Below are 14,082 nucleotides of genomic sequence, written 5' to 3'. Positions count from 1 at the left end.
CGATGAAGACGGGGCGGCTCCGAGTGCTGCTGGGCGCCGCCCCGGGCGTCGGCAAGACCTACGAGATGCTCGAGGAGGGACGGCGCCTGCGCAGCGAGGGCCGCGACGTCGTCGTCGCCTTCGTCGAGACCCACGGCCGCGCGGCGACCGCCGCGATGGTGACGGGCCTCGAGGTGGTCCCCCGGACCGCGTTCGAGCACCGCGGGGTGCAGCTGGCGGAGATGGACCTCGACGCCGTCCTCACCCGCCGCCCGGATATCGCGCTCGTCGACGAGCTCGCGCACACGAACGCGCCAGGCTCCGCCCACGACAAGCGCTGGCAGGACGTCCAGACGCTGCTGGACGCCGGGATCGACGTCGTCTCCACGGTCAACATCCAGCACATCGAGTCGCTCAACGACGTCGTCCAGCAGATCACCGGAGTCCCGCAACGCGAGACGATCCCCGACGCGATCCTCCGCAGCGCCGACCAGATCGAAGTCGTCGACCTCGCCCCCCAGGCGCTGCGCGACCGGCTCGCAGCGGGCCGCGTCTATCCCTCTGAGCGCATCGATGCCGCTCTCTCGAACTACTTCCGGCTCGGCAACCTCACCGCACTGCGCGAACTCGCCCTGCTGTGGCTCGCCGACGAGGTCGACTCCGCGCTGAAGAACTACCGCATCGAGCACGGCATCGACAGCAAGTGGGAAGCACGCGAACGGGTCGTCGTCACCCTCACCGGCGGCCCGGAAGGCGAGACCCTGCTGCGTCGAGGAGCCCGTATCGCTGCTCGATCGGCGGGTGGCGAGCTGCTCGCCGTGCACGTCACCAGCCAGGACGGCCTCCGCGCGGCGCGCCCGGAGGTGCTCGCTGAGCAGCGTGCCCTCGTCGACACCCTCGGCGGCAGCTACCACCAGGTCGTCGGCGAGGACGTCCCCACTGCCCTGGTCGAGTTCGCCCGGTCCGTCAACGCGACCCAGCTCGTCATCGGCGTCAGCCGTCGCAGCCGGCTCGCCGCGGCGCTGACCGGCCCCGGGATCGGGGCGACCGTCATCCGGGAATCGGGGAAGATCGACGTCCACATCGTCAATCACGCCTCCGCCGGCCGATCGCCGACCCTGCCCCGGCTCGGCGGCGCTCTGACCGTGAAACGTCGCATCCTCGGTCTCGCGCTCGCCCTCGTCGGCGGGCCGCTGCTGACCTGGCTGCTCGCCTCCTTCCGCAGCGACGAGTCGATCACCAGCGACGTCCTCGCCTACCAGGTCCTCGTCGTCCTCGTCGCCCTCGTCGGCGGTATCGGACCGGCGCTCTTCGCCGCCGTGCTGTCCGGGCTCACCCTCGACTTCTTCTTCGTCGACCCGCTCTACACCGTCACCGTCGACGAACCTCTGCACGCGCTCGCTCTCCTCCTCTACATCGCCAATGCCGTTCTCGTCAGCGCCGTCGTCGATCGAGCCGCACGACGGGCGCGCTCCGCCAAACGTGCGAGCGCCGAGGCCGAGCTGCTCGCCACGATCGCCGGAGGCGTCATCCGCGGCCAAGGGGCACTGCAGGCCATCCTCGAGCGCGCCCGCGAGGCGTTCGGGCTCACCGGAGTCCGCCTGATGCGCGACTCCGAGCTCCTGGGGTCGGACGGCGAACCCGGAGGCGACCACGAGACCATCCCCGTCGGCACCACCGCCGCCCTCGAGCTGCACGGGCGAACCGTCGGCGCCGGAGAACGACGCCTGCTGTCCGTCGTCGCCGCGCAGCTCGACGCCGCGCTGGAGCACGAGGACCTCAGCGAGACCGCCAGCGAGCTCGCTCCCCTCGCCGAGACCGACCGAGTGCGCAGTGCCCTGCTCTCCGCCGTCAGCCACGATCTGCGCCGGCCCCTCGCCGCCGCGACCGCCGCGATCAGCGGACTGCGCTCCACCGACATCACGTGGAGCACCGCGGACCGGGAGGAGCTCCTCGCCACAGCCGACGAGAGCCTCACCACCCTCGCGGACCTGGTCACCAACCTCCTCGACGTCACCCGACTCCAAGCCGGTGTGCTCGCCGTGTCGCTCGCGCCCGTCGATGCCTCTGACGTCGTCCTCCCCGCGATCGACGAACTCGATCTCGGACCGGCGGACCTCGACCTCGACCTCGATCTGGACCTGCCGCCGGCTCTCGCCGACGCCGGGCTGCTACAGCGGGTGGTCGTCAATCTCCTCGCCAACGCCACCCGCCACTCCCCGCCGGACACGCGCGTGCGGATCTCGACCAGCGGCTTCGGGAACACGCTCCAGATCCGGGTCACCGACCACGGACCGGGAATCGCTCCGGAGCGCCGCGCCGACGTGTTCGTCCCGTTCCAGCGCCTCGGCGACACCGACAACACCACCGGCCTGGGCCTGGGCCTCGCCCTCTCCAAGGGATTCACCGAGGGGATGGGCGGCACGCTGGACACCGAGGACACACCCGGCGGAGGACTGACGATGGTCATCACTCTCCCCCTCGCCCCGACCACGCCTCACCAGGAGACCTCCCGATGAAGATCCTCATCGCCGACGACGACGCGCAGCTGCTCCGTGCCCTCCGCATCACCCTCAGCGCCCGCGGCTACGACGTCATCACCGCCGAGAACGGCACCGCCGCCATCAACCTCGCCGTCGAGCACCACCCCGACCTGTACATGCTCGACCTGGGCATGCCCGAACTCGACGGCATCGACGTGATCCACGGCCTGCGCGGCTGGAGCACCGCCCCGATCCTCGTCGTCTCCGGCCGCACCGGCGCCGCCGACAAGGTCGACGCCCTCGACGCCGGAGCCGACGACTACGTCACGAAGCCCTTCTCCATGGAGGAGCTGCTCGCCCGCATCCGCGCCCTCACCCGGCGACTGAACACCCTGGAGACCGACTCGCTCGTCGTCGTCGGCGACCACGTCGTCGACCTCACCGCCAAGGTCGTCACCCGGCGCACTCCCGACAGCACCGTCGCGGTCCGACTCACCCCCACCGAATGGCAGGTCCTCGAGCTGCTGATCCGCAACCCTGGCAAGCTCGTCACCCGCCAGACCCTGTTGCACGATATCTGGGGCCCCAGCCACACCACCGACACCGGCTACCTCCGGCTCTACATCGCCCAACTGCGCAAGAAGCTCGAGCCCGAGCCCTCCCACCCCCGCTTCCTGCTCACCGAATCAGGGATGGGCTACCGCTTCGTCCCCGGCGACCCCGTCGCGCCCGTGACCGGCGCGGCACCGGAGCAATGAGCGCACACCTCTCAGCCAAAGTCGATCTCACCGGGGACGCAGACACCCTTCTCCTCGCCCTCGGCACTGCGCTCAATCGAAGTCCACACCCCCTCAAGCCCGCCTGCGTCTGGGCCCTTCGCACCACCAGAATCCGCCCGCACGCGCTGCGACCTACCTGGCCGTCGGGTGCTACTGTCGCCGATCTACCCGTCGCGAGTACCGTCCTCGTACTCCTGGACGGCGCTGGAAATTGGTGCCCCGCCGATCGGCGAGCCCTCGATCGGCTCTGCAACCGCATCGAGGAACACGCCCGCACCGGCGCCGCCACCGACACCTCCGTCATCGGCATCGGCTCACCCCGCTTTGACTCCGCGGACATCGCCGCCGCCGTCCTCGCCTATCTCGAACACCCCGTGCGTCTCAGTGGATCCATCACCCTAGATGCGGGCGACATCAGCCCAGACGGGATCCGCGCAGCCGTTCTCGCCGAGATGTTCTGACCCTTAAAGCTCAGACAAGTACCGAGGTGTTCACACACGAGCTCTCGTCCGAGGAGCGTCGCCTCCTAGATTCCCACCCCGGTGCGCGAGCCGAACCGGTGAAAGGACACCGAGCATGGCCGAGCTGGTCCTCGACGCTCTCTCCTTCGTCACCATCCCTTTCGGCGCGGCAAGCCTTCTCTCGGCCCTCCTCGCCCTCACGATCGACGGCCGCTGGATCCAGACGACCGCTTCCATCAAGGAAGGCCCTCCGCGCGCGCTGCACTGGATCACCGAGGACGGCATCACCCACACCCGACCACTCGCACCCGGCGACCCCCTAATGGGGGTCGACATCGATCAGCAGCCCCTGTACTACCGCAAGGACGACCCCCAGCAAATCCGACTGCACCAACGCAGCGAACCATTTCGAGCACTCCTACTCACAGCAATGCTGCTACTCGCGGTCGGCACGATCTGCGCCACGCTCTCCTTGGCACTCACCCTCCTGCACTGACCGCCCCGCTTTGTCCGGGCCGCAGGGTCGGTGAAGCGGAACCAGCGGGCGCCACAGCTGGGACGTTGTAACCGATTCGGTCACGAAAGATCGCCCAGATCACATTGATCCGGCGTCGGGCGAGAGCGATCAGCGCCCGCTTGTGCGACTTCCCCTCGTGGCGTTTTCGTTCGTAGAACGAGCGCGAGACCGGGCAGTTCCTCGACGCGATGAACGCTGCCTGGAGGCAGGCGTTCAACAGCCGCCGGTCGTAGCGCCGTGGCCGGTGGTGGTTGCCGAAGATCTTCCCGGAATCGCGCGGCACGGGAGCGAGGCCCGCGAAGCTAGCGAGCCGGTCGGGCGTCTCGAACGCGGCGAGGTCAGTGCCGGTCGCGGCGAGGAAATCCGCGGCGAGCCTGCGCCCGAACCCCGGAATCGAAACCAGCAGATCCGCGGACCTGCTGTCCTGCAGAACGGCTTCGATCTCGGCATCGAGTTCGGCGACCTCGTCTCGGATGCGGAGCAGATCACGCGCGGAGCGGCTCACCAGCCGAGCCGCCGCCCCCTCCCCCACGACGACGGACGTCTGCTCGCGAGCAGCGTCGACCGCTGTCTTGGCCACGGCCGCGGACTTCCAACAGCCCTGCCCTTTCAACCATGACGCCAGACGGCTCTCGCCCATTCGCCTGATGGCGGAGGGCGTCGCGTATCGGGTGAACAGCACCAGAGGTCCTCTGGTCGTTGCGTAGTTAAAAGCTCCTTCGAGCGAGGGGAAGTAGTGGACGAGGATGGCGCGCAGTCGGTTCACGGCGCGGGTGCGGTCGTGCACCAGGTCTTCTCGGCGCGCCGAGAGCAGGCGGAGCTCCGCGGTGACCTCGTCGGCCTGCCGCATCAGCGTCATGTCTCGCCGGGTCCGTGCCTGGTCGGCGATGATCACCGCGTCCTTCGCGTCCGTCCTCGCCTCACCCCGGTAGGCGCCCGAGGCGTGGTGCACGACTCGGCCCGAGATGTAGAAGAGCGGCTACGCGTGCGAGCTGAGCAGCGTTTGCAGCAGCCCTGTCCCGCCGTGGTTGAGGTCCGTCGCCCAGGCGACGTCGGTGCCGCCCGGCAGGGAGGCGACGTCGCCCGTCAGGGTCAGGATCGCCGATTCCCGATTCTTGAAGCGTTGTGAGAGCAGCTTGGTTCCGTTGCCGTCGATGACGACGCAGTGGTGTTCGGTCTTGCCGGCGTCGATACCGGCCCAGAGGTGGGGCACGCAGGGTCCTTCCGTTGAGGGGTGCGGTGCGCCGTGAACGGCCTTGCCGGCATGTCCTTACGGGGCGATCTGGTCGCGTTTCTCAATGAGCGGTCCTGCCGTTGCGGGGTCCCGGGCGGCTAATCCCGGCATGCCGTCAAGCGGCTGAAGGCGGTCAGCCATACCCGGGATCCCTGGCGCGTTCCGGAGCCTACAACTGCCCCGAATCCACGGAAATAACGGTAAGGAGTGCGGTGGCCATCGGGATCACCAGCGCGAAACCTGACGCCGGAAGCGCCGAGCCGGTCGCGTACTCCGAGCCGAGCTGGACGGACACCAGCGCGCTCATCATCGGCGGATACGAGACACCTTCCCCTGAAATGATCGCGACCACTCCCCCGCTCTTCGAACAGTGACGACGGCACCTGCCGACGATCGGGCTCGCTGCGAGACTGGGTCATTCTCGTGACGTGGGAGCAATGGTCGTTCTCGCTCGGAGCGATCCCCTTATCGCTCATCGTTGTCTTTAACGTGCTGCGGAGATTCGGCTGCACGAACCCCGGGAGCGACCGCCGGTCGCCGGGTCCGTGAGCGAAGCTGCCGCGGCGTGTCCTACTGTCACCACATGAGCGAGTCGTCCAAGCCCTCGATCCGGCGGAGGATCGCTCGTCTGCTTCGGCTCGGATTCGTGGACGTCGAAGCCGGGATGGTGAGCGGAGCAGTCTTCGGGGTGGTGTTCGGCGCGGTCTTCGTCGTTGTCGGCATCGTCACGCAGGAGCGCTGGACTATCCCGTTCGGCATCGGGCTGGCGATCGTGTCGCTCGCGGTCCTGGTCGACTGGCGTCGCGAGCGGGAGGAGTAGCACTCACCTTCGCCGACCCTCGCGAAGCGGTGCAGGATGTTCCGGTGAGCGTTGGACAGTCTCCTCGGCCGGATCACGCGATCCCCCTGATTTTCGCCGCGCTCTTCACCGCTTTCGCCGCCGCTCTCGGATTGATGTCCTCGCTCTCCATGTGGGATCCGGGAGAGGCGTGTCGGGTCCGCGGCAGCGACTCCAGCCCCGAGAGCTTCCTGTGGAATCCGCTGTGCGCGGATGGTTCGGCGGTCCAGCCGATGTGGATGACGGTGGCGGGCGCTGCTGCACTGATCGGTGCCGGCGTCTGCATCGTCCTCGCGATCGTCTTTCGAGTGCTCAACCACGAGCGGGAGGTCCCGCAGCCGGTCGTTTCGCACTGGGAGTGAACCGTCGAGGGTGGATTCGCCGGATGATGACGACTCGGACCTCCCGTTCGACTCTCGTCCTGCTGCTCGCTGTTCCGGTGCTCGCACTCGTCGGTTGCGCCGGTTCGACGGCGGTGGCTCCGGCATCGGCTGCCGCGCCTCCGTCGATCGCGACCGGCACCCCGAAGTCGACCGCCTCCGCTGCTCCGACGCCGACCGCGACCGTCGATGCGGCAGCGGCCGGTCCGGTGTGGCCGGCGGACCCGTGCCAGGACACGCAGCTCACGGCCACGGTGGAGGACCGGCCCGAGCTCTCCGGGGCGGGCAAGGAAGGGTTCGCGATCGTGCTCACGAACGCCTTGGATCAGGCGTGCTCGTACTTCGGCTGGCCGGGCGTTCTGATGCTCGGCGCCGATGACACGCAACTCACCAGTGCCGGCACGTCAGGAGCGGAAGCCTTCCCGGGGGCTCTCGCTCCGGGCGAGTCAGTGCAGGCTGAGGGCCGGCTCTCGGCCGTCGGCCCGTACGACTGCACGCCGACGACCGCCACGACTGTCCGGGTGCTCGTCACCTCGGACGGCGCCGGCCCGGGAATCGACACTCCGTCCGATCTCCGGGTCTGTGCCGGCGATGGTCGGAGTGACTTCACGACCGGGCCGCTCACGCCGGCGTCCTGACTCTTCCCGACTGCGTTACGGGCAGGAGAACCAGTCACTCTCTACACTCGGGGCAACGGCAGGGAGGGGCCCGATGACGACTGCGCCCGATCCTGCCTCGGCGATCGCCCACGCAGGCCTGGCGGGCATCGCGGTCGGGGCCCTCGCCTTCGCCGGATCGCTCCTCGCCGTACCGCTGCTGTACGCCGGGTACGCCGGCCTGGCCGCATTCGCACTCCTGCCGCTCGTCGCCACTGCGCTCCTGCTGATCGTGTCCCGGATCGTCACGGGTCGCCTCCATACCGGCGCGAACCTCGCGCTCGGTGCGCTGCTGACTCTTGCGACACTCGCCGCCGTGATCACACCGCTCGTGACCGATGCCCCGCCGCTCCCGGGTCCCCTCCTCGCCACCCTTCCGCTGCTGCTCGGAGCCGCCGCGGCATCCGGGTCGCTCGTCGTCCATCCGGGTCGCGTCCGAATCGTCGGAGCCTTGGCGACCGTCGCCCTCCTCGGAACAGTGGCATCGCCCGTGGTGCAGCTGGTGCTCGGGCGGACCGCTGCGGCGCGGGCCTCGCAGGAGGCGGAGTACGAAGCGCGGCTCGATTCCTCCGTCGTGCCGTTCGAGTCCGATCGGCTCACGACGACGGCCGTCGTCATCGGGCAGTACGAGTCCTCCGTCCGGGCGTCGGAGGATCCTCTCGCTCGACAGGACACCGATTACCTTCCCGACCCGGGCGACATCACGATCCTCACGAGCCGCTTCGACCCGGAGTTCACGCTCGAGATCCAGGTCTGCAGCCTGTACACGAATCCCGAGCTGGCGGGGACAGCGGGGAACACCTGCGACCGCCGGGACGACGGCGTCTGGGTGCTCGAGGTGGACGGCGCCCCGATGCTCGCCCGACTCATCGACGACGCCGTCGTCTCCGTGGCGGGCGCCGACCAGGATCGGCTGGAGGAGCTGCTCGCCGCGGTGGTGCCGATGGAGCAGGACGAGTACGAGCGTCGGCTCCGCCTCGCCTTCGAGCGGGATCTGCGCGCGTAGCTGCCCGCCGTCCTGCCGACCACCCCCGACGTTCGAGCCCGCGGAACGACCCCTCTGCGGGACGCACTGCTGAGGCGCCGCTCTAGCTGAGCGGGTACGTCAGCACGGCGCTCACGACGGTGATCGTCGCGAGGGTGACGAACGCCGGCACCCCGCGAGTCGACCGCCGACCACCGTGTGCGTCCCAGCGCGGGCGGGAGCCGACGACGAGGCACACGAAGGACAGGGCGGCGCCGAGGCCGACGACGAGGAACCACCCGGCGAACGGCCCTTCGGGCTGAGCGAGGCAGTCGAGCGGCGGGTCGTTGCGGAGAAGGAGAAAGCCTCGATACGACTGCGCACACCACCCGAGGGCGAGCAGAGAGAGGCCGGCACCGACCATCCCGAGAACAGCGCTGACGAGCGCCCCCACGACACCGACGACCGAGAGCGCCGACGCACCAGCGTCGTCCCACTTCGGAGCAGCGTTCTCGACCATCGGTGCGCCCTAGCAGCCCTTGCTCGCGGAGCGCTGCTCGCTGTCGACGGGTCCGACATGCAGGATGCTCCCCCTGCCCTCGCACAGCGGCAGCGCACCCGTCTCGATGCGCTGCGCGGCTGACGCCCCCGTCGACGGCGACGGGGATGCGGCACCACCCGCACCTGTTCCTGCCGTCTGCACCCTTCCCGCGCTCCCGGCGAGGAGGAGGGCGACGGCAGCTCCCACGACAGGAGTCGACACCGCGCGGTGGATGACCATGACCGAACACTAGGGGACCCGCATCGCGGGCCGAACCCCATCGACACGACGGGTCCGTGCCCCGATCCCACGACGAGACGGTGGTGCTCGCCGCCGTATCGCGACAGGATCCGGACCCGGTGTGCGCCACCGCCACGCGGTCGGGAGCAGCCTCGATCCCCTGATGGAGCGGCCGATCCGCGCTCGCAGCACCTCGCCATACCCTGCGAGCCAGAGTATGGTGCAGTCGTGGAGGAGATCCGAGAGCCGCGGTTGTGGATCATGACGGTCCTCGCGCGCGGCAGGACTCACGGCTACGGGATCATCGCTGCGGCGCAGGAGCTGTCCGACGGCGCGATGGTCCTGAAGATCCCCACCCTCTACTCCGCTCTCGACCGCCTCGAACGCCAGGGGCTCATCGCCGCCGACGGCGAGGAGGAGGTCGACGGCCGTCGGCGCCGGTACTTCCGCCTGACCGACGCCGGTGCGGCGCGCCTCGCGGCTGACGCGGAACGGCTGGCGCAGATGGAGCGCGCCGCGGCGAGCGCCGTCCGCCGACTCGGACGGAGTGCCACAGCATGAGCTCCTCCTCCGCGGCCTACCGCCGGGCCCTGCGCTGGTACCCGGCCGCATGGCGCGAGAGGAACGGCGAGAGTGCGATCAGCGCGTACCTCGATCGCGATGACGCGACAGGGGTGACGGGTCCCACCCGCTCCGACCGGGCGAATCTCGCGCGAGCCGGCATCAGGGAGACGTTCGTCGCCACGATCAGACGTCCGAGGCTGGCCACCACCGCCATCGGGGCCCTCTTCCTGCTCGCCGCCTGGACGTTGACGGCCGTAATCCTCGAGTACGGCGAGCGAGCCCTCCTCGTCCTGATCACCGGAGTCGTGAACTTCGATTCGCGGACCTCGACCGGTCCGGTGCTGATCGCCACCGCGCTGGTCGCTCTCGCCTGGCTGTCCGCGGCCGGCGTCGCTCTGCGTCGCGGCCGGCAGCTGCCGGCACTGGCGATCGCGCTCTGCGGGCTGGCCTCCACGGGGACGTTCTGCGTCCTCTGGTGGTCCGGACCGTTCACGCCGCTCCACTTCCAGGCCCATCCGATCCCACTGATCGTGCTGAGCATCGTGGCGATCTCCGCACCGATCGCCGCCACCGCGGCCGCCGTCCGCGCCGGCGTTCTCGAGCGCCGGGCGCAGGGATTCGTCGCCGCGGGCGCTGCAGCCCACGTCCTCGGCGTCGTTGCTCTCTCCCCCATGGATCCACCGTGGACGATCGCCGGCGTGGTCGTCTCAGTCGTCCTCATGCTCCTGTCGCCCGCGGCGATCGTCGTTCTGGGCGCGAGCTTCGCGTTCCTGAGCAGGACCGATCGGTCCCTCCCGCTGAGTCTCCGTCGGACCGATCAGCTCTCGCGCCGTTGAACCATCCGCTCACGGGCCGATGGACGACGCACTGCGAAGTCCTCCAGTCGCGCCGCCGTCGTCGTCAGCGCGTGCTTGATCGCTCGCGGCGCACGCCGGCGACGGCCGAGCCGAGACGAGAGAGAATCCGGCGGCGGCGACGGCGCAGCGTCAGGAGAGCGGTCGCCGGTACGGGAGCGCGACGCGGAACATCAGCACTCCCCCGATCGCGAGGAGGACGGCGCCGATCAGACCGAAGCCCGGCGGTTCGTCCGCGGAGGTGTGACCCCCGTTGATCAACGGAGTGAAGACAGCGTCGATCAGGGCACTCGACGCCAGCACCGCGACCAGCGCGAGGCCGGCGGTGCCGACGCGCCGCCCGGCCGCGACGGAGGCCACGATCACGACGAGGGCGAGCAGCACCTCCACGAACCACACCCACGTCGGGAGGAGCCATGCCGGTTGCGGCGCCTCGTACTGGAGGAAGTAGCACGCGGCGCTCTCCTGGCCCTCGGACCAGCACGGGCTCCAGAAGATCGCGGCACCGATCCCCTGCACGCCGGCATGCACCAGCAGCAGCAGCCCGACCACCACGGAGAGCACCGTCAGCAGCATGGACGCCCGGCTCCGGTGACGCCGGGCGGGCACGGTTCTGGTCATCACCACGGGTGCGACGCTAGCGGCGTGCGGTGAACGCGTCAGCGGCGTGCGGTGAACGGATGGAGACCGCAGCGCCGACTCCGGCTCCGGTGATGAACCAGACGGAGGTGCTCAGGTGGTGATGCCTTTCAGAACGGGAGCCGACCGGATCCGGCGGCGATGCGTCCAGTCTTCGCCCGGCCGGGAACGAGGCGGGAGGCCCCGCCTACAGGGTCAACGGGAGGACCCCTCTCGGGCAGCGGCGGCCGCGTAGCGTCGAGGGCATGAGCACCACCGACGATCTCCGCGAGTTCCTCACCACGAGGCGGGCGCGACTCACGCTCGAGCAGACCGGCCTCCCCGACTTCGGCGGCCGCCGCCGCGTCCCCGGACTGCGCCGCGAGGAGGTCGCCCTGCTCGCCGGCATGAGCGCCGAGTACTACAAGCGCCTCGAGCGCGGCAACGCGACCGGAGTGTCCGCAGCCGTCCTCGACGGCATCAGCCGCGCCCTCCAGCTCGACGAGGCCGAGCACAGCCACCTCCTCGACCTCGTCCGCACTGCGAACGCCGGAGCCCACCCGCAGAAGCGCCGCCCCGCCACGCGGACGCTCACCCTCCGCCCCGCCGTGCAGCAGATGATCGACGCGATGTCGACCGTGCCCGTCTTCGTCCAGAACGGCCGCCTGGACTGCGTCGCCACGAACAGGCTCGGGCACGCCCTCTTCTCCGAGATGTTCCTCGACCAGCCGACGCCGATGAACGCCGCCCGCTTCGTGTTCCTCGACCCACGCGCCCGGACCTTCTACCGGGACTGGGAGGGCGACACCCGGCAGATGGTCGCGCTCCTGCGCCGCGAGGCCGGCCGGGACCCCTACGACACGCACCTCAGCGACCTCATCGGCGAGCTCTCCACCCGCAGCGACCTCTTCCGGACCCTCTGGTCCGCGCACGACGTCCGCGAGCACCGCACCGGCCTCAAGAGCATCCACCACCCCGTCGTCGGCGACCTCGACCTCGACTTCGAGCTGATGGACCTCGCCTCCCACCGCGGCCTCCAGATGCTCGTCTTCACCGCACCCGACGGCTCCCGCTCCCACGAGGGCCTGCGACTGCTCGCCAGCTGGGCGGCGACGACGACCCCCGCCGAAGCGACGACGACTCCCGACAGCTCCCACTGACCGACGAGGCCCGCTCTCCCGGGTCGGCCGGACGACGACCCCCGCGGAACGGCGATCGCGAGCACGGGAGGAGTTGCGCAAGGCTGGGAGCGCTCTCCAAGACGGGTGTCGGTCGCTCTTCTGAGACGTGCTCGCGTCTTGGGCGACATCTCGAGGGGCGGGATCGATGAGCGACGTGACGCGGGGATCGCGATGGGTGGACTTCTGGGAACGGGGAACGTGGTGGAAGGCCGTCGTCGCGGCGGTCGGCTACCTCGTCCTCTACCAGCTCGCGGGGATCGCTGACGGGCGGGTCCTCGGGAACCTCGTCGACGGGCCGGGCCCGCTCTCCTCCGAGACGAACGTGGTCGTCTACCTCCTCGTGCCGCTGCTCGTGGGCGCTGTCGTGCTGGTCGCGTTCGTCGGCTCGGTGCGGTGGACGCGGCCGCTCTTCGGCGCGCAGCCGGTCCCGCGCCGCGGGTGGATGTGGATCGCGGTCGCCCTGACCGCGGCCCCGATCGTGCTGCGCCTCTTCGGAATCGAGTACGGCGAGTACAGCGGCGGGGTCATCGCGCTGACGTTCCTCTCCGGTCTGCTGATCGGGTTCACGGAGGAGCTGCTCACGCGCGGCATCGCGGTGAAGATCCTGCGCAGCGCCGGCCACTCCGAGCGCGGCGTCGCCGTGATCTCGTCGCTGCTGTTCGCGCTCCTGCACTCCGCGAACCTCCTCAGCGGCCAGGCCCCGGTCACGGTCCTGCTGACGATGGTCTACGCCTTCGGCTTCGGCATGATGATGTACCTCGTGCTCCGCGCGACCGGGAACCTCCTCTGGCCGATCCTCCTGCACGGACTGACGGATCCGACGACCATCCTCGCCACCGGCGGCATCGACACCGCGCACACCGGTGCCGAGAGCCCGCTGCTCCCGTTCGCCGGGATCTTCAGCCTCGTCTTCATCGTCGCCGCAGTGCCGGCGATCATCCTCGTCCGAGGCCGCGCCCGCACCGAAGGAGCACTCCGATGACGACCCGCACCGAGTCCCGGCCGATCCCCCGCAGCATCTGGGTCGGCGTCGTCGCCGCCGTCTTCTACGTCGTCATCGCGGCGGTCGTCGGCACCCTGCTCGACCCGCTCGCCGGCGGCGACGAGACCCTCGACTTCGTCATCGGGACCTGGCTGCCGGTCGGCGTCCTCATCGTCGTGGGGCTCCTGTTCGCGCGGCGGGCCGGCTGGCTCCGCGAGGCGTGGACCGCACCCTCGCCGTTCACGGAACGGCGCCGCTGGTGGCTGCTCGCGATCCCGGTCGCGCTCGCCCTCCAGATCCTCGTCATCCTGGCGAGCGTGCCCTGGTCGGAGCGGGCGCTGCCCATGGTCCTGATCTTCCTCATCGGCTCGCTCCTGATCGGCGTCGGGGAGGAGCTCTACTTCCGCGGTCTCTTCCGGGTCGCCGTCCGCGGACACCACGGCGAGCTCGCGGCACTGCTGATCACCTCGGTCGCGTTCGGCCTGGCACACACCGTCGGCTACCTCTTCAACGGAGTCCCGGCCCCCGCGACCGCACTGGCCGTCGTCTTCCTCGCCATGGACGGCGCTCTCTTCTACGGCGCTCTGCGCGCGACCGGGACGCTCTGGGTCCCGATCGTGCTGCACGGTCTCGGCGACTTCGCCCGCTTCCTGCAGCAGGGCGGTGACGCGCACGAGGAGCCGCAGAGCTTCGGCGGCGACGCCCTGCCGGCCACGACCGAGTACGTCCTCATCGCCCTCTCGATCGCGCTCGTGGTCAGCCTCGCCCGAAGCGACCGCGCCGCACGACGCGGTTGACACCGTCGCCGGGC

Annotated in this window: 16 protein-coding genes and 1 pseudogene; 14 read left to right on the top strand and 3 right to left on the bottom strand. The window is 70.0% G+C overall.

The genetic code is table 11. From position 1 onward, the window contains the following. Positions 1–2: 2 nt before the first annotated feature. From GSU72_RS08775 to GSU72_RS08760, 4 genes are all read left to right on the top strand, one after another. Complete coding sequence (locus GSU72_RS08775; protein WP_159984669.1) at positions 3–2,498, top strand: ATP-binding protein; 2,496 nt, start codon at positions 3–5, stop codon at positions 2,496–2,498. Next, positions 2,495–3,220 carry a response regulator transcription factor gene (locus GSU72_RS08770; protein WP_159984668.1) on the top strand — a complete coding sequence of 242 codons (726 nt, stop codon included), beginning with the start codon at positions 2,495–2,497 and terminating at the stop codon, positions 3,218–3,220. The genes GSU72_RS08775 and GSU72_RS08770 overlap by 4 nt, the downstream gene beginning before the upstream one ends. Continuing rightward, positions 3,217–3,702 carry a hypothetical protein gene (locus GSU72_RS08765; RefSeq protein ID WP_159984667.1) on the top strand — a complete coding sequence of 162 codons (486 nt, stop codon included), beginning with the start codon at positions 3,217–3,219 and terminating at the stop codon, positions 3,700–3,702. Before GSU72_RS08770 ends, GSU72_RS08765 begins: the two co-directional genes overlap by 4 nt. A gap of 115 nt (positions 3,703–3,817) precedes the next feature. Continuing rightward, positions 3,818–4,198 (top strand): hypothetical protein, encoded by a 381-nt coding sequence (locus tag GSU72_RS08760; protein ID WP_159984666.1) that lies wholly within the window; start codon positions 3,818–3,820, stop codon positions 4,196–4,198. On the opposite strand, the pseudogene GSU72_RS08755 reads toward GSU72_RS08760, so the two are convergent. Continuing rightward, positions 4,182–5,432 (bottom strand): annotated as a pseudogene (locus GSU72_RS08755) (IS110 family transposase). The gene GSU72_RS08760 and the pseudogene GSU72_RS08755 overlap by 17 nt on opposite strands. A 233-nt stretch (positions 5,433–5,665) precedes the next feature. On the opposite strand from GSU72_RS08755, the gene GSU72_RS08750 reads away from it, so the two are divergent. From GSU72_RS08750 to GSU72_RS08730, 5 genes are all read left to right on the top strand, one after another. Next, a complete protein-coding gene (locus tag GSU72_RS08750) occupies positions 5,666–5,827 on the top strand; it encodes a hypothetical protein (protein WP_159984665.1) in 162 nt (53 codons plus the stop codon). Between the two features lie 272 nt (positions 5,828–6,099). Then, positions 6,100–6,273, top strand: coding sequence for a hypothetical protein (locus GSU72_RS08745; protein ID WP_159984664.1), 174 nt, complete (start codon positions 6,100–6,102; stop codon positions 6,271–6,273). A 44-nt stretch (positions 6,274–6,317) separates the two neighbouring features. Beyond that, positions 6,318–6,653, top strand: a complete 336-nt coding sequence (locus GSU72_RS08740; protein ID WP_159984663.1) for a hypothetical protein — start codon at positions 6,318–6,320, stop codon at positions 6,651–6,653. Between the two features lie 77 nt (positions 6,654–6,730). Continuing rightward, positions 6,731–7,309, top strand: coding sequence for a DUF4232 domain-containing protein (locus tag GSU72_RS08735; protein ID WP_159984662.1), 579 nt, complete (start codon positions 6,731–6,733; stop codon positions 7,307–7,309). Between the two features lie 73 nt (positions 7,310–7,382). Next, positions 7,383–8,333, top strand: a complete 951-nt coding sequence (locus GSU72_RS08730) for a hypothetical protein (RefSeq protein WP_159984661.1) — start codon at positions 7,383–7,385, stop codon at positions 8,331–8,333. Positions 8,334–8,415: 82 nt separating this feature from the next. Here GSU72_RS08730 and GSU72_RS08725 read toward each other — a convergent pair whose 3' ends face one another. Then, positions 8,416–8,811 carry a hypothetical protein gene (locus GSU72_RS08725; RefSeq protein WP_159984660.1) on the bottom strand — a complete coding sequence of 132 codons (396 nt, stop codon included), beginning with the start codon at positions 8,809–8,811 and terminating at the stop codon, positions 8,416–8,418. A gap of 489 nt (positions 8,812–9,300) precedes the next feature. Here GSU72_RS08725 and GSU72_RS08720 point away from each other — a divergent pair, with 489 nt between their 5' ends. Together GSU72_RS08720 and GSU72_RS08715 are read left to right on the top strand one after the other, a co-directional pair. Then, on the top strand, positions 9,301–9,633 hold the full coding sequence (locus GSU72_RS08720; protein WP_244256049.1) for a PadR family transcriptional regulator: 333 nt from the start codon (positions 9,301–9,303) through the stop codon (positions 9,631–9,633). Next, positions 9,630–10,472: a hypothetical protein gene (locus tag GSU72_RS08715; RefSeq protein ID WP_159984659.1), complete on the top strand. Its 843-nt coding sequence runs from the start codon at positions 9,630–9,632 to the stop codon at positions 10,470–10,472. Before GSU72_RS08720 ends, GSU72_RS08715 begins: the two co-directional genes overlap by 4 nt. Positions 10,473–10,622: 150 nt before the next feature. Here the strand turns inward: GSU72_RS08715 and GSU72_RS08710 are convergent, their stop codons facing one another. Next, the gene (locus GSU72_RS08710; RefSeq protein ID WP_159984658.1) at positions 10,623–11,117 is read right to left on the bottom strand and encodes a hypothetical protein; all 495 of its coding nucleotides are present in this window, start codon (positions 11,115–11,117) and stop codon (positions 10,623–10,625) included. A 257-nt stretch (positions 11,118–11,374) separates the two neighbouring features. Here GSU72_RS08710 and GSU72_RS08705 point away from each other — a divergent pair, with 257 nt between their 5' ends. The 3 genes from GSU72_RS08705 (at position 11,375) to GSU72_RS08695 (ending at position 14,068) form a co-directional block, all read left to right on the top strand. Next, positions 11,375–12,268, top strand: a complete 894-nt coding sequence (locus tag GSU72_RS08705) for a helix-turn-helix transcriptional regulator (protein WP_159984657.1) — start codon at positions 11,375–11,377, stop codon at positions 12,266–12,268. Positions 12,269–12,434: 166 nt separating this feature from the next. Continuing rightward, positions 12,435–13,271 (top strand): CPBP family intramembrane glutamic endopeptidase, encoded by an 837-nt coding sequence (locus tag GSU72_RS08700; RefSeq protein ID WP_159984656.1) that lies wholly within the window; start codon positions 12,435–12,437, stop codon positions 13,269–13,271. Then, positions 13,268–14,068, top strand: a complete 801-nt coding sequence (locus tag GSU72_RS08695; protein WP_159984655.1) for a type II CAAX endopeptidase family protein — start codon at positions 13,268–13,270, stop codon at positions 14,066–14,068. Before GSU72_RS08700 ends, GSU72_RS08695 begins: the two co-directional genes overlap by 4 nt. The last annotated feature ends 14 nt before the right edge of the window (positions 14,069–14,082 follow it).

This window comes from Rathayibacter sp. VKM Ac-2760 (assembly GCF_009834185.1).
In the GTDB taxonomy this organism is placed as follows: Bacteria; Actinomycetota; Actinomycetes; order Actinomycetales; family Microbacteriaceae; genus Rathayibacter.
This window is presented reverse-complemented; position numbering and strand designations above follow the sequence as displayed.

Coding starts and splice junctions, on each gene's coding strand:
- GSU72_RS08775 (WP_159984669.1), top strand. CDS start 3: ATGAAGACGGGGCGGCTCCGAGTGCTGCTGGGCGCCGCCCCGGGCGTC.
- GSU72_RS08770 (WP_159984668.1), top strand. CDS start 2,495: ATGAAGATCCTCATCGCCGACGACGACGCGCAGCTGCTCCGTGCCCTC.
- GSU72_RS08765 (WP_159984667.1), top strand. CDS start 3,217: ATGAGCGCACACCTCTCAGCCAAAGTCGATCTCACCGGGGACGCAGAC.
- GSU72_RS08760 (WP_159984666.1), top strand. CDS start 3,818: ATGGCCGAGCTGGTCCTCGACGCTCTCTCCTTCGTCACCATCCCTTTC.
- GSU72_RS08730 (WP_159984661.1), top strand. CDS start 7,383: ATGACGACTGCGCCCGATCCTGCCTCGGCGATCGCCCACGCAGGCCTG.
- GSU72_RS08725 (WP_159984660.1), bottom strand. CDS start 8,811: ATGGTCGAGAACGCTGCTCCGAAGTGGGACGACGCTGGTGCGTCGGCG.
- GSU72_RS08715 (WP_159984659.1), top strand. CDS start 9,630: ATGAGCTCCTCCTCCGCGGCCTACCGCCGGGCCCTGCGCTGGTACCCG.
- GSU72_RS08705 (WP_159984657.1), top strand. CDS start 11,375: ATGAGCACCACCGACGATCTCCGCGAGTTCCTCACCACGAGGCGGGCG.
- GSU72_RS08700 (WP_159984656.1), top strand. CDS start 12,435: ATGAGCGACGTGACGCGGGGATCGCGATGGGTGGACTTCTGGGAACGG.
- GSU72_RS08695 (WP_159984655.1), top strand. CDS start 13,268: ATGACGACCCGCACCGAGTCCCGGCCGATCCCCCGCAGCATCTGGGTC.